The 20,951-nt window shown below is 60.0% G+C and carries 20 protein-coding genes; 15 read left to right on the top strand and 5 right to left on the bottom strand.

Annotated features, from left to right (window positions below):
- Positions 1-10 precede the first annotated feature (10 nt).
- The 7 genes from VC35_RS11115 to VC35_RS11085 all read left to right on the top strand — a co-directional run bounded on the left by VC35_RS11115 (position 11) and on the right by VC35_RS11085 (position 9,491).
- Positions 11-1,264, top strand: coding sequence for a DUF3426 domain-containing protein (locus tag VC35_RS11115; RefSeq protein WP_046039960.1), 1,254 nt, complete (start codon positions 11-13; stop codon positions 1,262-1,264).
- 184 nt (positions 1,265-1,448) lie between these two features.
- Positions 1,449-2,459, top strand: a complete 1,011-nt coding sequence (gene dusB, locus VC35_RS11110; protein WP_046039959.1) for a tRNA dihydrouridine synthase DusB — start codon at positions 1,449-1,451, stop codon at positions 2,457-2,459.
- The gene (gene fis / locus VC35_RS11105; RefSeq protein ID WP_015093301.1) at positions 2,456-2,776 is read left to right on the top strand and encodes a DNA-binding transcriptional regulator Fis; all 321 of its coding nucleotides are present in this window, start codon (positions 2,456-2,458) and stop codon (positions 2,774-2,776) included. Before dusB ends, fis begins: the two co-directional genes overlap by 4 nt.
- Positions 2,777-2,858: 82 nt before the next feature.
- Positions 2,859-4,466: a bifunctional phosphoribosylaminoimidazolecarboxamide formyltransferase/IMP cyclohydrolase gene (purH, locus tag VC35_RS11100; protein WP_046039956.1), complete on the top strand. Its 1,608-nt coding sequence runs from the start codon at positions 2,859-2,861 to the stop codon at positions 4,464-4,466.
- Positions 4,467-4,654: 188 nt separating this feature from the next.
- Positions 4,655-5,950 carry a phosphoribosylamine--glycine ligase gene (gene purD, locus VC35_RS11095; protein WP_046039954.1) on the top strand — a complete coding sequence of 432 codons (1,296 nt, stop codon included), beginning with the start codon at positions 4,655-4,657 and terminating at the stop codon, positions 5,948-5,950.
- A gap of 100 nt (positions 5,951-6,050) precedes the next feature.
- On the top strand, positions 6,051-8,828 hold the full coding sequence (locus tag VC35_RS11090) for a hybrid sensor histidine kinase/response regulator (protein ID WP_046039952.1): 2,778 nt from the start codon (positions 6,051-6,053) through the stop codon (positions 8,826-8,828).
- A 66-nt stretch (positions 8,829-8,894) separates the two neighbouring features.
- Complete coding sequence (locus VC35_RS11085; RefSeq protein WP_008053960.1) at positions 8,895-9,491, top strand: MarC family protein; 597 nt, start codon at positions 8,895-8,897, stop codon at positions 9,489-9,491.
- A 204-nt stretch (positions 9,492-9,695) separates the two neighbouring features.
- Here the strand turns inward: VC35_RS11085 and VC35_RS11080 are convergent, their stop codons facing one another.
- The 5 genes from VC35_RS11080 to cobG form a co-directional block, all read right to left on the bottom strand.
- Positions 9,696-10,541 (bottom strand): hypothetical protein, encoded by an 846-nt coding sequence (locus tag VC35_RS11080; protein ID WP_046039950.1) that lies wholly within the window; start codon positions 10,539-10,541, stop codon positions 9,696-9,698.
- Between the two features lie 177 nt (positions 10,542-10,718).
- Positions 10,719-12,428 (bottom strand): precorrin-3B C(17)-methyltransferase, encoded by a 1,710-nt coding sequence (gene cobJ / locus VC35_RS11075; protein WP_046039948.1) that lies wholly within the window; start codon positions 12,426-12,428, stop codon positions 10,719-10,721.
- Entirely contained in the window at positions 12,428-13,159 is a 732-nt protein-coding gene (locus VC35_RS11070; protein WP_046039991.1) for a precorrin-2 C(20)-methyltransferase, read from the bottom strand. Before VC35_RS11070 ends, cobJ begins: the two co-directional genes overlap by 1 nt.
- Positions 13,159-13,785 carry a precorrin-8X methylmutase gene (locus tag VC35_RS11065; RefSeq protein ID WP_046039946.1) on the bottom strand — a complete coding sequence of 209 codons (627 nt, stop codon included), beginning with the start codon at positions 13,783-13,785 and terminating at the stop codon, positions 13,159-13,161. Before VC35_RS11065 ends, VC35_RS11070 begins: the two co-directional genes overlap by 1 nt.
- Positions 13,778-15,085 carry a precorrin-3B synthase gene (cobG, locus tag VC35_RS11060; RefSeq protein WP_185754767.1) on the bottom strand — a complete coding sequence of 436 codons (1,308 nt, stop codon included), beginning with the start codon at positions 15,083-15,085 and terminating at the stop codon, positions 13,778-13,780. The genes VC35_RS11065 and cobG overlap by 8 nt, the downstream gene beginning before the upstream one ends.
- A gap of 299 nt (positions 15,086-15,384) precedes the next feature.
- Between cobG and VC35_RS11055 the strand changes: the two genes are divergently transcribed.
- The 8 genes from VC35_RS11055 (at position 15,385) to VC35_RS11020 (ending at position 20,950) form a co-directional block, all read left to right on the top strand.
- Complete coding sequence (locus tag VC35_RS11055; RefSeq protein ID WP_046039943.1) at positions 15,385-16,032, top strand: hypothetical protein; 648 nt, start codon at positions 15,385-15,387, stop codon at positions 16,030-16,032.
- A 137-nt stretch (positions 16,033-16,169) separates the two neighbouring features.
- Positions 16,170-17,381, top strand: a complete 1,212-nt coding sequence (locus VC35_RS11050; RefSeq protein ID WP_046039941.1) for a bifunctional cobalt-precorrin-7 (C(5))-methyltransferase/cobalt-precorrin-6B (C(15))-methyltransferase — start codon at positions 16,170-16,172, stop codon at positions 17,379-17,381.
- Entirely contained in the window at positions 17,374-18,471 is a 1,098-nt protein-coding gene (locus VC35_RS11045; RefSeq protein ID WP_046039939.1) for a cobalt-precorrin-5B (C(1))-methyltransferase, read from the top strand. The genes VC35_RS11050 and VC35_RS11045 overlap by 8 nt, the downstream gene beginning before the upstream one ends.
- Positions 18,468-19,193, top strand: coding sequence for a cobalt-precorrin-6A reductase (locus VC35_RS11040; protein ID WP_046039937.1), 726 nt, complete (start codon positions 18,468-18,470; stop codon positions 19,191-19,193). Before VC35_RS11045 ends, VC35_RS11040 begins: the two co-directional genes overlap by 4 nt.
- Before the next feature lie 56 nt (positions 19,194-19,249).
- Complete coding sequence (locus tag VC35_RS11035) at positions 19,250-19,585, top strand: type II toxin-antitoxin system RelE/ParE family toxin (protein WP_046039935.1); 336 nt, start codon at positions 19,250-19,252, stop codon at positions 19,583-19,585.
- 4 nt (positions 19,586-19,589) lie between these two features.
- Positions 19,590-19,913, top strand: a complete 324-nt coding sequence (locus VC35_RS11030) for a helix-turn-helix domain-containing transcriptional regulator (protein WP_008016808.1) — start codon at positions 19,590-19,592, stop codon at positions 19,911-19,913.
- Positions 19,914-20,023: 110 nt separating this feature from the next.
- Positions 20,024-20,422, top strand: coding sequence for a DUF2946 domain-containing protein (locus VC35_RS11025; protein ID WP_046039932.1), 399 nt, complete (start codon positions 20,024-20,026; stop codon positions 20,420-20,422).
- 48 nt (positions 20,423-20,470) lie between these two features.
- The gene (locus VC35_RS11020) at positions 20,471-20,950 is read left to right on the top strand and encodes a copper chaperone PCu(A)C (protein ID WP_046039930.1); all 480 of its coding nucleotides are present in this window, start codon (positions 20,471-20,473) and stop codon (positions 20,948-20,950) included.
- Position 20,951 lies beyond the last annotated feature (1 nt).

The raw sequence follows: 20,951 nt of genomic DNA, 5'->3' as shown, positions 1-20,951 counted from the left end.
GGATCGCCGCATGACCGACAGCTTCGTCACCCAGTGCCCGCATTGCCAAACCAGCTTCCGCGTTAGCCATGCCCAATTGAGCGTGGCTCGCGGGGTAGTTCGTTGCGGCTCCTGCCTGCAGGTGTTCAATGCCGCCAGGCAGCTGCTTGAGCAGGCCGGCAAGGAAGCACCGGTCGCGATGCCGCTCCCGCCTGTGCAGCCTGAGGAACCCCCTGAGTCATCAGCGCCGCGCGCCATCAGCCAAAAGCAATGGAGCGCGACTGAACTGGACCTGGACAGCCTCGACCTCGACGAAGAACTCGCCCGGCTCGAACAGCGGGAAATCCAGCCGACTACCGAACTCGGCCGCCATCGCGAGGACTCGCTGAGTGCCCGTCGCGACAGCAACGAGCATGACGACGAGGAGCCGTGGTCCGACAGCCTGTTCAGTGAGTCGGCGGCCGATCGCGCGCAACTCGACGAACCGCTCGACAGCCTTGAAACGCCAGAGCCGATGGTCGAACCGAGCAAAGCCTCGCGCACCGAACCTTCGCTGTCCCTGGAACCGGTTGATCTCGACGACGAACCGCAGCCACCCCATTTGCGACTGCACGACCCTCTCGATGCGCCGCTGAACCGCGAACGCCTGTCGGCCGCCGACGAGAGCGAAATCGACGACAACCTGCCCTCGATCGAACCGCTGCGCAAGCGACGCGAACGCAGCGAGCCGGGCGTGCGTGCCGAAGTGCTGCAAGACCTGACCGACGATCCGCTGCAACTGGACTGGCAAAAACGCCGCTCGCCCTGGGGCCGACGGTTGTTGTGGCTGCTACTGGTGCTGATTGCCGCTGGCGCCCTCGCCGGCCAGTACATCGCCTACCATTTCGACGAACTGGCGCGACAGGATCAATATCGCCCGTGGTTCCAGCAACTGTGCCCGCAAATCGGCTGCATCGTGCCCTCCAAAGTCGACATCGCGAAAATCAAGAGCAGCAACCTGGTGGTGCGCAGCCATCCCGAGTTCAATGGCGCCCTGGTGGTCGATGCGATCATCTATAACCGCGCGCCCTTCTCCCAGCCCTTCCCGCTGCTGGAACTGCGCTTCGCCGACCTCAATGGCCATCTGATCGCCAGTCGTCGCTTCAAGCCTGGCGAATACCTCAATGGCGATCTCGAAGGCATGGCGGAGATGCCTCCGCAAACGCCGATCCACATCGCCCTGGACATTCTCGACCCAGGTGCCAAGGCCGTGAACTACAGTCTGAGCTTTCACTCTCCGGAGTGAAACGCTTCATTGTTCCCGGATTAACGCCGGCTTTCTGACTGCCCCGGGCGAACCAAACCACGGGTAATAACAGAATAACTGTTCAGAATTTGTTCAATTCAGCCTTTATCCAGTCATCGAGAGCGGGTATCATGCCAACCCTTTTTCGAACTCTCATGATCCGGCCCCACAACAGGGAAGTCCTATGTCGGCGGTACGCATCGGCCCATACACATTACATAACAGCTTGATTCTCGCCCCCATGGCGGGAGTCACCGACCAGCCCTTTCGTCAGCTGTGCAAGCGCTTGGGTGCGGGACTGGTCGTCTCGGAAATGGTCACCAGCGACATGAGTTTGTGGAACACCCGCAAGTCGCGCATGCGCATGATCCACGAAGGTGATCCCGAGCCACGCTCGGTACAGATCGCCGGTGGGGACGCGCAGATGCTGGCGGACGCCGCCCGTGCCAACGTTGAAATGGGTGCGCAGATCATTGATATCAACATGGGCTGTCCGGCAAAAAAAGTCTGCAACAAGGCTGCCGGTTCCGCACTGTTGAAGGATGAACTCCTGGTAACCGAGATCCTGCAGGCCGTCGTGGCTGCGGTCGATGTGCCGGTTACCCTGAAGATCCGGACCGGTTGGGACCGGGACAACAAGAATGGCCTGACGGTGGCGAAGATCGCCGAGCAGGCAGGCATTACGGCGCTGGCGGTGCATGGCCGCACCCGTGCCGACCTGTACACCGGTGAAGCCGAGTACGACACCATTGCCGCGATCAAGCAGGCAGTGTCGATCCCGGTCTTCGCCAATGGCGATATCGATTCGCCGGAAAAAGCCCGGTACGTGCTCGACGCGACCGGTGCCGATGGCCTGTTGATTGGCCGGGCTGCCCAGGGGCGGCCATGGATTTTTCGCGAGATCGACCATTTCCTGCGTACCGGCGAGAAACTCCCGGCGTTGGAACTGATCGAGGTGGAACGCATTCTGCTAGAGCATCTGGCCGCCCTGCACGCCTTCTATGGCGATGTCATGGGCGTGCGCATTGCTCGAAAGCATGTGGGCTGGTATCTCGCAACCCTGCCGGGCGCCAGGGAGTTTCGCGCCCACTTCAATCGTTTGGATGGTACGGATACACAATGCGCCAACGTTCGGGCGTTTTTCGCCGAGCGTTACAAGAGCCTGACAGGGGACGGAGAGTGGGTGGCCGCATGACGATGATGACCGAGACTTTAGTGAGTGGAACAACACCCGTGAGCGACAACGTGAATTTGAAACAGCACCTCAATACGCCAAGCGAAGAAGGCCAGACCCTTCGCGGGAGTGTCGAGAAGGCGCTGCACAATTATTTCGCCCACCTTGAGGGCGCTGCCGTCACGGATGTGTACAACCTGGTGCTCTCCGAAGTCGAGGCCCCCCTGCTCGAGTGCGTAATGAATTACGTCAAGGGCAACCAGACCAAGGCCAGTGAGATGCTCGGGCTGAACCGGGGCACGCTGCGCAAGAAACTCAAGCAGTACGATTTGCTGTAAGCATTCAATCAAACCAGAAAGGCGCCCGCGTAAAACCGGTCGCCTTTTTTGCTGACTTCCTTTGCTTTTGATGGAAATTGAGATGACCGACCAGACTACCCGCCTGCCGATCCGCCGCGCCTTGATCAGCGTTTCCGACAAGACCGGGATCCTCGAATTCGCCAAGGAGCTTGAAGCCCTGGGCGTCGAGATCCTCTCCACCGGTGGGACGTTCAAGCTGCTGCAGGACAACGGCGTTGCCGCAGTGGAAGTCGCGGATTACACAGGCTTTGCCGAAATGATGGACGGCCGGGTGAAGACCCTGCACCCGAAAATCCACGGTGGGATCCTCGGTCGTCGCGGTATCGACGACGCCATCATGAACGAGCACGGCATCAAGCCGATCGACCTGGTAGCGGTCAACCTGTACCCGTTCGAAGCCACCATCAACAAGCCAGGCTGCGACCTGCCGACCGCCATCGAGAACATCGACATCGGTGGCCCGACCATGGTTCGTTCGGCAGCGAAAAACCATAAAGACGTAGCGATCGTGGTGAACGCCGGCGATTACGCCAACGTACTGGAAAACCTGAAAGCCGGCGGCCTGACCTACGCCCAGCGTTTCGACCTGATGCTCAAGGCCTTCGAACACACTGCCGCCTACGACGGCATGATCGCCAACTACATGGGCACCGTGAACCAGACGGCTGAAACCCTGAGCACCGAAGGCCGCAGCGAGTTCCCGCGCACCTTCAACAGCCAGTTCATCAAGGCCCAGGAAATGCGCTACGGCGAGAACCCGCACCAGAGCGCGGCGTTCTATGTTGAAGCCAAGCCTGCCGAAGTCGGCATCGCCACCGCGACCCAGCTGCAAGGCAAGGAACTGTCGTACAACAACGTGGCCGACACCGACGCCGCGCTGGAATGCGTGAAGAGCTTCGTCAAGCCGGCTTGCGTAATCGTCAAGCACGCCAACCCGTGCGGCGTGGCTGTCAGCCCTGATGCCGAAGGCGGCATCCGCAAGGCCTACGACCTGGCCTACGCCACCGACACCGAATCGGCATTCGGCGGCATCATCGCCTTCAACCGCGAACTGGACGCTGAGACCGCCAAGGCCATCGTCGAGCGTCAGTTCGTCGAAGTGATCATCGCTCCGTCGGTCAGCGAAGAGGCCCGCGCCATCGTCGCTGCCAAAGCCAACGTACGCCTGCTGGCCTGCGGCGAGTGGTCGGCTGACCGCGCTGCTGCCTGGGACTACAAGCGCGTTAACGGTGGCCTGCTGGTACAGAGCCGCGACATCGGCATGATCGGCGCCGACGACCTGAAAGTAGTGACCAAGCGCGCACCGAGCGAGCAAGAAATCCACGACCTGATCTTTGCCTGGAAAGTTGCCAAGTACGTCAAGTCCAACGCCATCGTCTACGCCAAGAATCGCCAGACCATCGGTGTCGGCGCCGGCCAGATGAGCCGCGTGAACTCGGCACGTATTGCGGCCATCAAGGCTGAGCACGCTGGCCTGCAGGTAGCCGGTTCGGTGATGGCTTCCGACGCTTTCTTCCCGTTCCGCGACGGTCTGGACAATGCGGCCAAGGCGGGCGTGACTGCCGTGATCCAACCAGGCGGCTCGATGCGTGATGCCGAAGTGATTGCTGCTGCCGACGAAGCCGGCATCGCGATGGTATTCACCGGCATGCGCCACTTCCGTCACTAATACGGCAACGGTCGCACTGACGCCGGCATCTGCTGCGTTGGAGCCCACCTCGATGATGCTCATTGCCAGAAGGCAACTCCGCTCATCGAGGTGGGCTCCGCTTTGCATCTACCGGCGTCATTGCAACCTCCCAGGGCGTGAAGCGCTTTGGGTCCTAAACAGAATTAGCGTCATCCGAGGTTTTTGAAATGAATGTTTTGATCATTGGCAGCGGTGGCCGTGAACACGCACTGGCCTGGAAAGTGGCTCAGGATCCGCGCGTGCAGAAGGTTTTCGTAGCTCCGGGCAACGCCGGTACCGCCATCGAAGCCAAGTGCGAGAACGTCGCCATCGACGTACTGGCGCTTGAGCAACTGGCAGACTTTGCCGAGAAAAACGTTTCCCTGACCATCGTTGGCCCTGAAGTGCCACTGGTTGCCGGTGTTGTGGACCTGTTCCGCAGCCGCGGCCTGGATTGCTTCGGTCCGACCGCTGGCGCTGCGCAGCTGGAAGGTTCCAAAGCCTTCACCAAGGACTTCCTGGCTCGCCACAAGATCCCGACTGCCGACTACCAGAACTTCACCGAGATCGAGCCGGCCCTGGCTTATCTGCGTGAAAAAGGCGCTCCGATCGTGATCAAGGCCGATGGCCTGGCCGCCGGTAAAGGCGTGATCGTCGCCATGACCCTGGCCGAAGCCGAAGACGCCGTGCGTGACATGCTGGCGGGCAATGCCTTTGGCGATGCGGGTTCGCGCGTGGTCATCGAAGAGTTCCTGGACGGCGAAGAAGCCAGTTTCATTGTCATGGTCGACGGCAAGAACGTACTGCCGATGGCCACCAGCCAGGATCACAAACGCGTCGGTGACGGCGATACCGGTCCAAACACCGGTGGCATGGGTGCTTACTCCCCGGCGCCAGTGGTCACCGCCGAAGTGCACAAGCGCGTCATGGACCTGGTGATCTGGCCGACCGTGCGCGGCATGGCCGAGGAAGGCAACGTCTACACTGGTTTCCTGTACGCCGGTCTGATGATCGACAAGGCTGGTAACCCAAAAGTCATCGAATTCAACTGCCGCTTCGGCGACCCTGAGACCCAACCGGTGATGCTGCGCCTGCAGTCGAGCCTGGTGCTGCTGGTCGAGGCCGCCCTGGCCCAGGCGCTGGACAAAGTAGAAGCACAATGGGATCCACGCCCGAGCGTCGGCATCGTCCTGGCCGCTGGCGGCTATCCTGGTGACTACGCCAAAGGCGTGGCCATCAAGGGGCTGGATGCAGCCGCCGCACTGGAAGGCAAAGTCTTCCACGCCGGTACTGCGCTCAATGACGGTCAAGTCGTAACGGCCGGTGGTCGGGTGCTTTGCGCCACGGCCATGGGTGCCAGCGTCGACGCTGCACAACAACAAGCCTACAAGCTGGCGGCTTCGATTGATTGGGAAGGCTGTTTCTATCGCAAGGACATTGGCTACCGCGCCATTGCCCGCGAGCGTGGCGAAAACCAGGAATAAGGTAAACACCGCGCCAGGCAATGAACACCGTTTATTGCCTGGCTATTCCGGCGCCGCGCATCGTTATATTCTGGCATCAACCTAACGAAGGGATTTCGCCGTGCGCTGGCTCAGGATTGCCATAAGCTTGACCGTCACGTTGCTGACCTTGCTCTGCATGCTACCGGCCCAGGCCGCGCAAGGCAGTGGCTGGGCGGTATTGCTCGACGAACAGGGCGATCTGCAACTGAGCGACATCCGCTCCGCACGCTACACCAATCAATTCAGCCCCATAGAACTCGACCGCATTACCGCAGCCGAACCCGATGGCGCGCTATGGTTGCGATTCAGGCTTGCACCGGGCAAACACGAACAATTGCTGCGGGTGTTCGCGCCTGACCTGCGTCAGTTCAACATGTACGTACTGGACGGCGACACGCTGATCGATCAATCCAGCACGGGCAACGAACGCCCCCAATCCGAGCGACCATTGCCCAGTAGCGACTTCATGCTGGCCCTGCCGCAAAGCGACAACCCTCTCGACGTATACCTGCGACTGGCCTCCGACCACCAGTTACGGCCCTATATCACCCTGCAATCGGCGATCATCTCGGCCGCCAACCAGAACCAGACGCTGGTCTATGGCCTGTTGTTCGGTTGCATCGCCATGCTGATCCTGCACAACCTCATCCGCTACACCTACACCCGCTCGCGCAGCGCCCTCTGGTTAGCGACGTGCGAAGGGTTGTTGATGCTCAGCCTGCTGTTGTTGCTGAACCTCGCCGGCCCCTGGCTTCCGGACTGGCATGCACTGCAAACGCCGGGGGCTTACCTGGCATTGATAATGACTGCGCCCTGCGGCCTGATGCTTGCCTATCGCTTCTTCGCCCCGCTCGGGCCGCATCCGCTGAACCGGTTGCTGCTTGGCGAGGTCCTGCTCATCACCGCCTGCGGGCTGATGCTGCTGTTCGTCAATACCTTGCCGCTGAACTTCATTACCTACGGCCTGGTAGCCCTGGCTGGCCTGACCATGCTGTTCATCAGCGCCTATCACTGGCAAAAAGGTTATCGCCCGGCTCGCTTCTTCGTGGCGGCCATGGTGGTGTTCAATCTTGGGACACTGGTCATCCTGCCCGCGCTGTTGGGGCTGACCCTGATCGAACCCCATGGCCTGATCACCACATTGCTGGCGTTCATCTGCATCAGCGGCCTGTTGATGAGCATTGCGTTGAGCGAGCGCCAGCGCCGCATCACCGAAGACCGCTTCAGCATCAGCCGTGACCTGGCGGCCAGCAACGCCGAGATCAACGCCAAGGCCGAGTTCCTGGCGAAGATCAGCCATGAGATCCGCACCCCGATGAACGGCGTCCTCGGCATGACCGAGCTGCTGCTGGGCACGCCGCTATCGGTCAAGCAACGCGACTATGTGCAGACGATCCACAGCGCCGGCAACGAACTGCTGACACTGATCAACGAAATTCTCGACATTTCCAAACTCGAGTCCGGACAGATCGAGCTGGACGATGTGCAGTTCGACCTCAACGCGCTGATCGAAGACTGCCTGAGCATCTTCCGCGCCAAGGCCGAGCAGCAAAACGTCGAGTTGATCAGCTTCATCCAGCCGCAAGTGCCGCGGGTGATCAGCGGTGACCCTACACGCTTGCGCCAGACGCTGTTGAGCCTGCTTGAAAACGCCCTGAAAAAAACCGATGAAGGTGAAATCCTGATCGTCGTGGCGCTCGACGAGCGCAACACCAAACCACGCCTGCGCATCGCCGTGCAGGACAGCGGCGAGCCCATGGACGCCGAAGAACGCGACGCCCTGATGCACACCGAACTGCACAGCCGGCATTTTCTTTCGGCCACCCAGTTGGGCGGCAACCTGGGGCTGGTGATTGCCCGCCAGCTGATCCGCTTGATGCAGGGTGAATTCGGAATCAAGAGCGGCAACAACCAGGGCAGCACCCTGTGGCTGACCCTGCCGCTGGACCCGGATCGCCTCGAACACCCGACCTCCGACCTCGACGGCCCACTGCAGGGTGCGCGGGTATTGGTGGTGGACGACAATGACACCTGTCGCAAGGTGCTGGTGCAGCAATGCAGCGCCTGGGGCCTGAACGTCAGCGCCGCGTCTTCCGGCAAGGAAGCGCTGGCCCTGCTGCGCACCAAGGCTCATTTGCGCGATTACTTCGATGTGGTCCTGCTGGACCAGAACATGCCAGGCATGACCGGCATGCAACTGGCGGCCAAGATCAAGGAAGACCCGAGCCTGAACCATGACATCCTGCTGATCATGCTCACCGGCATCAGCAACGCACCGAGCAAGATCATCGCGCGCAACTCCGGGATCAAGCGCATCCTCGCCAAGCCGGTGGCCGGCTACACCCTCAAGACTACCCTGGCCGACGAACTGACCCAGCGCAACAAAGGGCTCGTCGCGACCCAGCCCGTACCAAGCGGCCCGGCTTTGCCGATCAAGGTCCCCTGCGACTTCCGCATTCTGGTGGCTGAAGACAACAGCATCTCGACCAAGGTGATCCGCGGCATGCTGAGCAAGCTCAATCTGCAACCGGATACCGCCTGCAACGGCGAAGAAGCCCTGCAGGCGATGAAAGCCCAGCGTTACGACCTGGTGCTGATGGACTGCGAAATGCCGATCCTCGACGGCTTCTCGGCCACCCAGCAATTGCGCGCCTGGGAAGTCGGCAACCAGCGGGTTCGCACCCCTGTGGTGGCGTTGACCGCCCATATCCTTGCCGAACACAAAGAGCGTGCGCGCCAGGCTGGCATGGACGGACACATGGCCAAGCCGGTGGAACTGTCGCAGTTGCGCGAACTGATCGAGCACTGGGTTGCCCAGCGTGACCAGCAGAATCGCACGACAACCCAAACGTCCTGAGCCGACAGACTTCGCAACCCCTGATAGACTCCCCCCTCGACTTCCCTCGCCAGTGAGCCCGGCACCATGCTCCATGTGTTGTTCAGCGTTTATCTGAAGATGCTGGTGCTCTATAGCCCATTCTTCGTGTTGTCCTGTTTCATCAGCCTGACCCGTGGTTATTCGCGCAAGGAACAGCGTCGACTGGCCTGGAAAGTAGCGGTCGCCACCCTGGTCTCCAGCGTTCTGCTGTACTTGTTCGGACGGGTGATTTTCAGCGTGTTCGGCATTACCGTGGACGCATTCCGCATTGGCGCCGGCAGTGTGCTGTTCATCTCGGCGCTGGGCATGGCACAAGGCAAATCGGCGGTACAGACCGACAACGTGCAGCAGGATGTCACCATCGTTCCGCTGACCATCCCGCTGACAGTCGGTCCCGGTACGATCGGCGCCTTGCTAGTGATGGGCGTGAGCCAGCCGCACTGGGACGACAAGCTCACGGCCATTGTCAGCATTGCCCTGGCCAGTTTTACCGTGGGCGTGGTGCTGTTTTTGTCCGGCCGCATCGAGCGCATTCTCGGCGACCAGGGGCTACAGATCGTCAGCCGATTGATGGGGTTGTTCGTGTGCGCACTGGCGGCGCAGATCATCTTCACCGGCGTGAAGGGTTATCTGGTGCCTTGAACATAAAGCACTCCGGTTCTGGCAAATCGTGGGGCTAGCGGACTCCAAGCATCCAGGATGTCGCCGTGTGCCTCATCGCTGCACGGCGCCTGCTTCGTACTCCTCGCAACCATTGATTCAAACCGGTTAACCCTTCCCCTTCTACACCCCTACAGATTTCAAACAGACCAAAGACTATCAGCCTCTGAACCGGCTTGATTGAGTTCACTGCCTGCGACGCACAAATCTTTTAGCCAACACTTCTTTCCGATTCTGCGCCAGGATAAATTCGACATCATCTTTTACTTCGGCGTAAGCAGCAGGATTAAAGGCGAGAAAGTTGGAGCCCTGGTAAATATCGAGACTTGCAATTTTCAAATCCAAAAACAAAACCCCGCCACCCACTTGATCTCCGACATGATTAACGGATGAAAACGAAACCATAACCAATCCGTTTTTCGTTTGCTCGCAAGGCAGCAAGGCCAGCTTTATACCCTTGGCCTTGGTAACTTCATAGTTGAAAACCTTGATTGTTTCAGGCTCTTTTTCCAATGCTGACAATGTGCTGTCGGCGACGGCACTTAGCACGGTCGCACCGGGAATGGCAGCTTTTGCCGCTTCAACGCCCGCCTGGATAATAGAGGTGACAACATTTTTCATTGTCCCGCTACCAGACCTTTTTTTGTATTCGATACTCGCGTTGATGGGAACAGAACACCCCATATCCTCCATGCACTGGAGAAAGGCTCGGTGCCAGGCGGCGGGGCTATGACTGTCTTTAGTCTCGCGATCGGCCTCCAACTTCGAAAACTTTATGAGGTTTTCGATAATCGTCATATTTTCAAGCGAAATATTATCGCCATAACCAATGAGCGTATTGCCCAAAACCAAAGCATCCAATTCCTTGGTAGGACTCGAATCGTTCAATGCCTTGGGTGAACTCGACGCAGTGGTCGACATTAACGCTTTTGCACGAGGAGCACTGCTCAACAACGCCTTTGACCTGGCAAGACGCGCCTTCCCAATATCGGTGCATTGTTTATGAGTGACAAAACCTTCCACGATTTCCATATCGAACTACTCCTTTTAAATTCGTTTAAGTCTCCTGCAGAGACAAAACGAATCTAAATCACCCCAACTCTGCTATCAAACCCGATTGAATGTCGACATATGTAAGCACCCATCAACCATGCAGCAGTTGTCGAGCCGCTCAGCCCGAACAACACTGCACCAAACAGTGATATTAAATTAGTTAATATCGCTTAATTTATCACCATAACTACGCGGCGTATAAACCCACGGCATTCCTTGGGAGCGATGAAACACGCGAGTCGTGGATGAACCAATCAACACCATGGTCCGCATGTCGACCTGGTCTGGAGTCAATTGAGAAAGCGTCGTCACGCGTAGTGTCTGCCCCGGGCGTCCGACATCACGCCCTAGCACAACTGGCGTTTCAGGTGCGCGATGCTGAGCGACGATCTCCAGCGCACGCCCCAATTGCCAAGGTCGGGAACGCGAGATCGGATTGTAGAACGCCATTGCCAGATCAGCTTGCGCTGCCAGATCCAGACGTTTTTCAATGATCGACCAGGGCTTGAGGTTATCCGACAGCGACAGCACACAGAAGTCATGACCCAGCGGCGCACCAGCCTGGGCGGCCGTCGCCAGCGAGGCGGAAACCCCCGGCAAAATCTCGAGATCGACGTTGTGCCAATGGACGTCGGTGGACTCGTGCAGCGCCTCAAGCACCGCCGCGGCCATGGCGAAAACACCCGGATCACCTGAAGAAACCACCACCACCGAACGCCCTTGGGCCGCCAACTCGAAAGCGTGACGGGCGCGCTGCATCTCTTCGCGGTTGTCGGTGCAATGCAGCACCTGATCGTCGCGAAACGGCCCGGCCATGCGCACGTAGGTTTCGTAGCCCAATACATCGTTGGCGCGGGCCAGTTCAGCCTTCACGGCCGGCACCATCAGTTCGGCGGCCCCCGGCCCGAGGCCGATCACCGCCAGCCGTCCACGCGGGCGGCCGATCTGCAACGGGTCCAGCGGCTGGTCTGCGACTGCAATGGCAACAGTGTCGTTACCAAGCATGGAAACGGGCCGACCCATGGCAGTACGCAGACGTTCGCCAAGTACCTGCCCTGCGTGGGCAAAGCGCAACGGCACGCCCAGTTCAAGTGCTGCCTCACGCAACGCCGGATTGGCCATTTCGGTATCGGCGGCCAACAGGCAGGCCAGCGACTGCACGGCAATTCTTACCTGATGCAACGCCTCGCGCACCGCCTCTGCGACGCTCACCAGGCCAGCGTCCACGGCGACCACCACATTGCGCGGGTAGATCAACAATTCGTTGGCCGCAGGTGCCCGTTCGGCATGACCGACATGAACCGCCAGTCGGGCCAGCGCGTCTTCGGGCAATTGCGCCTGCGCCAACCACGGGGCCTCACCCTCAATACGCACCGTTTCGCCGGCGAGCAGATCGGAAACGAAACGCTTGCCCAGTTCCAGGTCGCCAAGGGCATAACCACTAGGCGGGTTGAGCAGGCACGTGCCGAAACGCAACTCGCCGCTGGTGGTGATCGCCGCCGCGACTTCCAGCGTGGCGGCAATCTCCCGCGCCATCACGTTTACTCCGCCAAGACCACCCAACAGTGGAACCACGGCGCTGCCGTCTTCGGCCACTGCCAATACCGGTGGTTCGGCGCCTTTTTCCAGCAGCAAGGGCGCCAGCGTGCGGATCACGATCCCGGCCGCGCACAGGGCAATGATCGGTGCACCCTGTTGATAGAGCTCGCGCAGGGTCGCACCGAATTCGTGATAGACCCGATCCGCGCCTTCGACCCGTTCGGCCAGGCCGTGGATCAGGGCGTCGGGATACAGCTGCTGAATGCTGCGTGCGGTAGCGAGGCTGCCATTGCCAAGAATGACAATCGCCGGAACTGGACGGGTCATCAGCCTTGCCACCTTTCGCCGGGAACGATGATCAGCGAGAAATACGGCGAGGACATCGGCTCGACCTGGTCCAGCGGCACGATCTTCTGATTGGCCATGGTCGCGCGCTCGACGTACAAAGCGCGCTCGGCCAGGCCGAGTTCTTCCAGTACCTGGCGAACCTTGGGAAAGTTGCGCCCCAGTTTCATGATCACCGCCGCATCGGCATCGGCCAGGCGACGCTTGAGTTCGTCGTGCGGCAGCACACCGGACAACACCGACAGACTCTGATTGCGATACACCAGCGGCGCACCGAGCACCGAGGCCCCGCCGAGCATCGAGCACACACCGGGCACGACTTCAGCCTGATAACGTTCGGCGAGCCGGTCGTGCAAGTACATGTAGGAGCCGTAGAAGAACGGATCGCCTTCGCAGATCACCGCCACGTCGCGACCGGCATCGAGATGCGTCGCCAGTTCGTCGGCGGCGTCATCGTAGAAGTCGCTGATCACTTGTTCGTAGGACAACGGTGCCGGCAACGCTTCGGTGGTCACCGGGTACACCAGCGGCAACAGATTCTGTGCATCCTGCAGATGCGCCTCGATGATGCCGAAGGCGTTGCCTTTCTTGCCCTTGGCCACGAAGTACGCCACTACCGGCGATTCGCGCAGCAAGCGCAGGGCCTTGACGGTAATCAGTTCCGGATCACCAGGGCCGACGCCGAGGCCGATCAAACGTCCAGGTTGCTGCATCATTCGATCTCCGTGGCGAGGGCATTGACGGCGGCGGCGGCCATGGCGCTACCGCCCAGGCGACCCTGCATGATGACAAAAGGCACGCCACGACTGTCGGCTGCCAGCGCGGCCTTGGATTCGGCGGCACCGACGAAGCCCACTGGAAAACCGAGGATCAGCGCCGGTTTCGGCGCACCGGCGTCGAGCATTTCCAGCAAGTAAAACAGTGCCGTCGGGGCGTTGCCGATGACTACCACGCTGCCTTCCAGGTGCGGACGCCACAGTTCCAGCGCAGCGGCTGAGCGGGTGTTACCCAATTCACGGGCCAGTTCCGGAACACTCTCGTCGCGCAGGGTACAGATCACCGGATTGTTCGCCGGCAACCGCGCGCGGGTCACGCCTTCTGAGACCATCCGCGCATCGCACAAAATCGGCGCGCCGGCCGCCAGCGCATCACGCCCGGCCTTGCCCGCCCCTGCGGAAAACTGCAGGCCGTCGATGGCCTCGACCATACCGCAGGCGTGAATGACACGGACCGCGAGTTTCTCCAGATCGGCCGGGATTCGCTCGAGGTTGGCCTCGGCGCGAATGATCGCGAAGGAGTTGCGATAGATCTCCTGACCATCGCGGATGTAATCAAGCATCAAGGGGGCTCCGTGAGCGGGCGTCGAGCAGGGCCGCGACCGCTTCAATAGTAAGGTTGCGTGCGTGCAGCGCGCCGAAACCCGGCTGCGCTGCATCGCGAAAATAGAGATCGTAGTGACCGTGGGCGACGGCCAGTAATGTGACGGGCGCCGTATGCGCGGCGGCGCAGGAGCGCGGGCAACCGCTCAGGTGCATGTTCAGTGCCGGTCCATGGCTGTGCAGCAGCGCGGCCAGTTGCAGGGCATCGCCCTTGGTCTCGGCCAACCCCTTGGCGCAACCGCTGGAACCGGTGCAGGCGATCAACCTGGACAATGGCTGACCGGCTTCACAGGACAAGCCCAAGCGTTGCAAACGCCCCATGACTTCGGCGGCATTGTCCATGCGGACATTGGGCAGCAGCAAGCTTTGCCAGGGTGTGAAGCGCAGGCTGGAATCACCAAACTCGCGTGCCAGGTATGCCACCCCCCGCAGCATCGCCGGATCAAGCCGCCCCAGCGGCGGGACGGCCCCCACATAGATAACACCGGACTCGGCCTGGGGATGGGCACCCAGGTGCAAATCACTGAAGCCCGAAACCCGCTGCCAACCGACAACGGCTTGCAGCGGCACTCGCTCGGCCAGCCGAAGCAGAACGTCCTCTATCGGGTACTCGTCCAGCAAATGGCGCATTCGCGCCTGCTCGGGGCGCGCCAGTTCAAGGAACAACTCAAGAACCGCGACCACCAGTGTGTGCCCGTCAGCCAGCGCAACCGAACCGGCGGGGCTGTCCGTCGGGCATCCCGCCAGACCGAACGCCAGCCGTTGTTCGCCGTCTTGCTCAAACGCCGAGAGCCACAGGTCATGGGGATGTTCGAGCATCGCCAGGTCTTCGCCGCCATCAAGTTGCACAGCGAACTTGGCACTGAGGTCGTAGAAGGCTTCGTGGCTTTGCAGTGTGGCGAGGATCTGCCCGGCCAGCGGGCGAGTGTCGAACAGCATGCGCCGATCGATCCCGGCGCCGGGGCTGAGCATCAGGTTGCGCACATCGTCGCCAGCCGCCGTGCGCGGCCCCAGATCGGCAGCCAGCAGGCTGTCGATCAACGCCGCTTGCTCGTTGCCAATGCCGCGGATCTGCAGGTTGGCCCGGTTGGTCGCCTCGATCGCTCCGCTGGCATATCGCTCGGCGGCATCGGCCACAGCGATTGCCTGGTGCGCACCGATGGCACCACCGTCGAGTTTGATCCGGCAAATACCACCATCCAATGCCTGGACGACACGCAACAACCCGGGACAGGCGGAAGGGCGCAAGCGGTTGGGTATCTGACGTGACTTCACAGGACGACCGGCACAAGACGAAGGACAGCATTATGCCTGCTTTGTCCGGCCGGATGAAAAACCCTGGCAGGTTGACGACGAAAAGCGCGTGATCCCGGGCCCAGGCTTTTCGCTTCAAGCGTGGACCGCCATCGCAAGTTCTAATTGAACACTCAGCGAAAACGCTAACAGCAAGAATCAATTCAACCAACCAGACTTATTTAAACCACACACCAACTCTTGTACTTTTCACCGCGACCCGAAGAAAAACAACAGCAAAAAATCATCTATATCAAAGGAAAAAAATGAACATTGAAAAACCGAATGGAATACTGACTGCCCACAATCTTATTTCGTGCACCGAAGAACTTTCGCTGCAAGATTACGACGACTTCACCCATTGCACACAGATAGCCACCCAGTCCGCTGACATGGTCGGCAGTCGCTTCGCCGACTCGACAACGTGGCTGAATGAATACGTTACGACGTTGAATTTCTTCGGCTGGTCTGTCTATCAGGATGCCATCTTCACCCGCACTCAACACTCTGTTTCGAAAAGCATTGCCGAGTTTCTGGTGCAAAGCGCTCAAACCATGCCGGATCGCCGGCAAGGGAACGCCATGATTGACACGCTCGACGCACTGAAACCCAACCAGCCGGCGCTTTATTCACTGGACCAACAAAGTTCCCTGGGAGAGCGCTTTCAAGTAATACCCACACGCTACGATTCAAAGGGGTTTCTTGAAATCGCAGTCTTTAATCTTGAATTAGTTACCACGATCAAAAAAAGTGGCTTTCTATTTTTTAACATGGAAGACCACGCTGCAAAAATCATCCAGCAACGCGCTTATCTTAAACTGGACAAAAACATACTCGAAAGCAAAAGGCCGCTCATGGAACGCAAGCGGCTCGAAATCATAATGAAGAGATTCGACCTGAAAAAGAACCATTAACGGGATAAGCCCCGACCACCTTTACAGACACTGGCGACAGGCGAATTCAATCCACACCGCGCTATGATGCACAACCGCCAGGTCGACACAGACCGGCAGCGTGATGATTTGGCTTCGATTGATAGAAGAGGAACGGCATGACCCCCTGGCTGACAGTGGTAGGCATTGGAGAAGAAGGCTTCAAGGGGCTTGGCAAAAATGCCCGACACGCTCTGCTGAACGCTACCCGGATCATTGGCGGTCAACGGCAGCTGGACTTGTTGCCAGCCTGCATCCGCGGTGTACGGCAATTGTGGCCCAGTCCTTTTGCCCTTGAACCGGTTTTGACGAAACAGGGAGAACCCGTTTGCGTCCTGGCCAGCGGTGATCCGATGTTTTTCGGGGTGGGTGCCAGTCTCTCCCGACATTTATCCAGCGATGAAATGCTTATTCTGCCCGCTCCCTCTTCCTGCTCGCTCGCCGCAGCGCGTATGGGTTGGCCGTTGCAGGAAGTGGTCACGTTGTCGGTGGTTGCCCGCCCCGTCGTCGCACTCAATGCGCAATGGTCCAGTGGCGTGCGCTTGCTGGTGTTGAGTAACGACGGCAGCAGCCCCGCCGCCATCGCCGCACTGCTGCGTGAACGTGGTTTCGGTCCGAGCCGGATGACTGTGCTCGAACATTTGGGCGGTGAAGCAGAGCGGCGTATCGACGGCATCGCCAATGACTGGAGCGATCCTGTGATCGCCGACCTGAACCTGGTCGCCATCGAGTGCATCGCCGAGCCAAACACGCTGCGTCTGTCGCGACTGGCCGGCCTGCCGGACTCCGCCTTCAAGCACGACGGCCAACTGACCAAACGCGATGTGCGCGCCATCACCCTCGCGCGCCTGGCCCCGATCCCCGGCGAACTGTTGTGGGACGTCGGTGCCGGCAGCGGCTCGATCGGCATCGAATGGATGCGCGCCCACCCCGCTTGCCGCGCACTGGCCATCGAGGCAGATGCGGGCCGGCAAGCGTTGATCGAACACAACAGCGATGCCCTTGGCGTACCCGGCCTGCAGCTGGTTCGCGGCAGCGCGCCGCAGGCATTGGCGGGACTCGAGCGGCCGGATGCGATTTTCATCGGCGGCGGTGTCACCCGCGAGGGCGTGCTCGATACCTGCTGGGCCGAACTCAAACCCGGTGGCCGGCTGATCGCCAACGCAGTCACCCTGCAAAGTGAAATGACCCTGATGGCCTGGCGCGAGCAACACGGTGGGGAGCTGACGCGAATTCATATCGCGCAAGCACAACCGCTGGGCGACTTCGACACCTGGCGCCAGGCCTTGCCGATTACCTTGCTGGAAGTGACGAAACCCTTCGATGCGTGACGAAACCGCCGAACAACCTGCCCCCCTGCGCAGTGGCCTGACCACCGGCAGTTGCGCCACGGCCACCAGCCTCGCCGCCGCGCGTCTGCTGCTGGATGGAACATCGACCGATGCGGTGGAAATCGTGTTGCCCAAGGGCAAACAGGTACAGATGCGTCTGGAGTTTTGCCGCCTCACAGAGGACGGCGCCGAAGCGGGAACCCTCAAGGACGCCGGTGACGATCCGGACGTGACCCACGGAGCCCTGCTCTACTCCCAGGTGCGCCTGAGCGCCGAACCGGGGACGCGCTTCAAGGCCGGTTGCGGCGTCGGTACCGTGACCCGGCCCGGGCTGGTGCTGGGTGTCGGCGAGCCCGCAATCAACCCGGTGCCGCGCAAAATGATCAGCGAACACCTGGCCCGACTGGCCGACGAACTCGGCTACAGCGGTGGTTTCGAGGTCACGGTCAATGTCGAGAACGGCGAGGCACTGGCACTGAAGACCATGAACCCGCGCCTGGGCATTCTTGGCGGCCTGTCGATCCTCGGCACCAGTGGCATCGTCCGGCCGTTTTCCTGTGCGGCCTACATCGCCTCGATCCACCAGGGTATCGACGTGGCGAAAACCAACGGTTACCTGCACATCGCCGCCTGCACCGGCAACGCCAGCGAAGACACCATGCGCCGGGTCTACAACCTGCCGGAAATCGCCCTGATCGAAATGGGAGACTTCGTTGGTGCCGTGCTCAAGCACCTGCGCAAAGTACCGGTGGATAAACTCAGCCTGTGCGGCGGTTTCGGCAAGATCAGCAAACTGGCGGCCGGGCACATGGATTTGCACAGTCGTCATTCGAGTATCGACCTGCCGCAACTGGCGCTATGGGCGGCGCAGGTCGGCGCCGATGCGGCGTTGCAGCAGAATATCCGCGAGGCCAACACCAGCCAGCAGGCACTGGCCATGGCCGCCGCGGCCGGGGTCGCCCTGGGTGATGCAGTCTGTCAGCACGCTCTGGATTTTGCCCGTAGCGTGGTGCCGGCACAGGTTCAGGTGGAAGTCTTTGCCATCGATCGCCAGGGCGGGATCGTTGGCCATGCGGGAGTATTTCAATGAAGCGCATCCTGCTGCTCGGCGGCGTGACCGAGGCCATGGCCATTGCCCGCACGCTGGGACCGCAGCATATCTACAGCCTGGCCGGTATCGGTCGGGTGCCGACCGATCTGCAATGCCAGGTGCGCGTCGGCGGCTACGGCGGTGCCGAAGGCCTGGCGCAATTCATTGACGATGAAGGCATCGATCTGCTGCTCGACGCTACTCACCCCTACGCCGCCCGCATCAGCCAGAACGCCGCGACTGCCGCGCGCTTGAGCGGCATCCCCTGCTGGGCGCTGCGCCGTCCGGCCTGGCAAGCCCAGGCGGGTGATGACTGGCGGGAAGTCCGCGATTGGGCCGAACTGATCGACGCCCTGAAGCCCTTCCGTCGACCGCTGTTCACCCTCGGCCGCGAGCCCCTGCAACACCTGGACGAAATTCCCGCGGAGCAATTCTGGACCCTGCGCGCACTGGATGTGTATCCGGGCAACGAGCGCTGCGAAGTGATCGGCGCACGTGGGCCCTTCCTGATCGACGATGAACGTGAGTTGTTCGAACGGCGAAACATCGACGTGCTGATCAGCAAAAACAGCGGCAGCACGGCGACCGAGCCGAAGCTGGAAGTGGCACGTGAGCGTGGGGTACCGGTAATTGTTTTGAAGCGGCCGGTGTTGCCGGGGGTTGATCGGGAGTTCCTGACGCCTGAGGAAACACTTGGCGCGTTGTCGGTCTTCGCTCATTAGGTCAGGATCATTGGCTTGCATGATAAGTAACCTATTTGTTACCGTCAGGGCTGCCTGTGATCACACTCGAAGAATACGTACAGGACAACGAAACCAGCCCCTTTGGTCGCTGGTTTTCCAGCTTGGATGCGCAAGCAGCGCTTAAGGTATCCACCGCGTTGCTGCGCCTCGAGTTAGGAAACACATCAAACATCAAGTGGTTCGACGGGCTCGGCGAGTACCGGATAAATTGGGGGCCGGGCTATAGAATCTATCTCGTTCAAGAAGGGAAGCACCTGATCATCCTTTTTGGTGGCGGTGACAAGTCCACACAAAAAACTGACATCAAGCAGGCGAAAGTACTGATAGCCGAGTTTCGATCCCGAAAAAAGACTGAACGACACCGGAGATAACGTCATGGCGCTCACCAGAAGCTACAAACACACCATTGCCGAGCGCGCCCAACGTGATCCCGAGTTCGCCCAGGCACTGTTGGATGAGGCTGCTACTCTGTTTCTTAACGGCGAACCCGAAATGGCGCGGATCATCCTTCGCGACCTCATCAACGCCACCGTTGGTTTTGAAGAACTGGCAAAGGAAACGGCAAAGCCCAGCAAAAGCCTCCATCGAATGTTGTCCGCCAAAGGCAACCCAAGCATGGACAACCTGGCTGCAATATTCGCCGTAATTCGCGCTACGCTTGGAGTAGAAATACAAGTACATGCGGTACGTGCGCACTGAGCTGACGTCTTTGTGCTGCGACACCAAACCGCACGCCGTCTTTTTACTTATCGGCCCTGATCAGGCTAAATAGCCCGCGCCTGATCGCCCACCCAAACGGATTTTGTCCCATGTCCCGACAACGGCTCGCAATTGCCTGGATAGCCTGCTTCGCAGTGCTGTTCAACATGCTCGCCATGCCGATGTCCGGAGCGATGGCGCAAACGGCGAAGTCACCAGCCGAACAGTTGTTGTGGGGCAGTTTCTGCAGTTCCAGCGGCACCCGTATGGTGGCGATTTCCATCGGGGACCTTGAACAGAAAGCCCCGCAAAACGACGATCATTCCAACATGCAGCATTGCTGGTGCTGCTCGGGTTCTGCGCCATTGGTGGCGTTGCCGGGACATTCGCCACAGCTGTATTTCGCGCACTTCGAATCCAACCGAAGCCTGCCCGCCACCTCGCTCGAAAGCCCCTCACCGCGCCAGCAATGGCCGAGTCTCAACCCCCGCGCGTCCCCTCTGGTGTGATTTTTTCTCGCAATTGACTGCGTTTTTAAATCGTTCCGGAGAACTGCCATGTTGAACAAACTCATCGTTCTGGCTGCGTTGCTGCTGCCTGCGTGCTTTGCCAATGCCCACGAATACAAGGTCGGCACACTGGAAATCGCTCATCCGTGGTCCCAGGAGTTGCCGCCCAATGCACCCACCGTTGCGGCGTATTTCGTGATCAACAATCAAGGCAAGACCGCCGACCGCCTGCTCAGCGTCGACACCCCCATTGCGGGCGAAGCGCAATTGCATGAGCACGTGATGCAAGGCGACATGATGAAAATGCAGCACGTACCGAGCGTGGAAGTGCCCGCCGGTGGCGAGGTTACTTTCGCCCCCATGGCCTATCACGTGATGTTGCTGGGCCTCAAGGACCGCAGCCTGCTAGTTGATGGCAAGCGCTTCCCCATGACGCTGCACTTCGAGAAGTCTGGTGACGTGACGGTCGAAGTCGCGGTGCAGAAGCAGGCGCAGGACGCCATGCAAGCGCACGTGCACAAGCCGTAAT

The organism is Pseudomonas fluorescens (genome assembly GCF_000967965.1).
GTDB classification, from domain to species: domain Bacteria; phylum Pseudomonadota; class Gammaproteobacteria; order Pseudomonadales; family Pseudomonadaceae; genus Aquipseudomonas; species Aquipseudomonas grandcourensis.
The sequence above is the reverse complement of the archived record's forward strand: the minus strand, read 5'-3'. Positions and strand labels throughout refer to the sequence as shown.

Bases quoted from the DNA above. Each gene is read 5' to 3' on its own strand.
- VC35_RS11115 (WP_046039960.1), top strand. From the start codon at position 11: ATGACCGACAGCTTCGTCACCCAGTGCCCGCATTGCCAAACCAGCTTC.
- dusB (WP_046039959.1), top strand. From the start codon at position 1,449: ATGTCGGCGGTACGCATCGGCCCATACACATTACATAACAGCTTGATT.
- fis (WP_015093301.1), top strand. From the start codon at position 2,456: ATGACGATGATGACCGAGACTTTAGTGAGTGGAACAACACCCGTGAGC.
- purH (WP_046039956.1), top strand. From the start codon at position 2,859: ATGACCGACCAGACTACCCGCCTGCCGATCCGCCGCGCCTTGATCAGC.
- purD (WP_046039954.1), top strand. From the start codon at position 4,655: ATGAATGTTTTGATCATTGGCAGCGGTGGCCGTGAACACGCACTGGCC.
- VC35_RS11085 (WP_008053960.1), top strand. From the start codon at position 8,895: ATGCTCCATGTGTTGTTCAGCGTTTATCTGAAGATGCTGGTGCTCTAT.
- VC35_RS11080 (WP_046039950.1), bottom strand. From the start codon at position 10,541: ATGGAAATCGTGGAAGGTTTTGTCACTCATAAACAATGCACCGATATT.
- cobJ (WP_046039948.1), bottom strand. From the start codon at position 12,428: ATGACCCGTCCAGTTCCGGCGATTGTCATTCTTGGCAATGGCAGCCTC.
- VC35_RS11070 (WP_046039991.1), bottom strand. From the start codon at position 13,159: ATGCAGCAACCTGGACGTTTGATCGGCCTCGGCGTCGGCCCTGGTGAT.
- VC35_RS11065 (WP_046039946.1), bottom strand. From the start codon at position 13,785: ATGCTTGATTACATCCGCGATGGTCAGGAGATCTATCGCAACTCCTTC.
- VC35_RS11055 (WP_046039943.1), top strand. From the start codon at position 15,385: ATGAACATTGAAAAACCGAATGGAATACTGACTGCCCACAATCTTATT.
- VC35_RS11050 (WP_046039941.1), top strand. From the start codon at position 16,170: ATGACCCCCTGGCTGACAGTGGTAGGCATTGGAGAAGAAGGCTTCAAG.
- VC35_RS11045 (WP_046039939.1), top strand. From the start codon at position 17,374: ATGCGTGACGAAACCGCCGAACAACCTGCCCCCCTGCGCAGTGGCCTG.
- VC35_RS11040 (WP_046039937.1), top strand. From the start codon at position 18,468: ATGAAGCGCATCCTGCTGCTCGGCGGCGTGACCGAGGCCATGGCCATT.
- VC35_RS11030 (WP_008016808.1), top strand. From the start codon at position 19,590: ATGGCGCTCACCAGAAGCTACAAACACACCATTGCCGAGCGCGCCCAA.
- VC35_RS11025 (WP_046039932.1), top strand. From the start codon at position 20,024: ATGTCCCGACAACGGCTCGCAATTGCCTGGATAGCCTGCTTCGCAGTG.
- VC35_RS11020 (WP_046039930.1), top strand. From the start codon at position 20,471: ATGTTGAACAAACTCATCGTTCTGGCTGCGTTGCTGCTGCCTGCGTGC.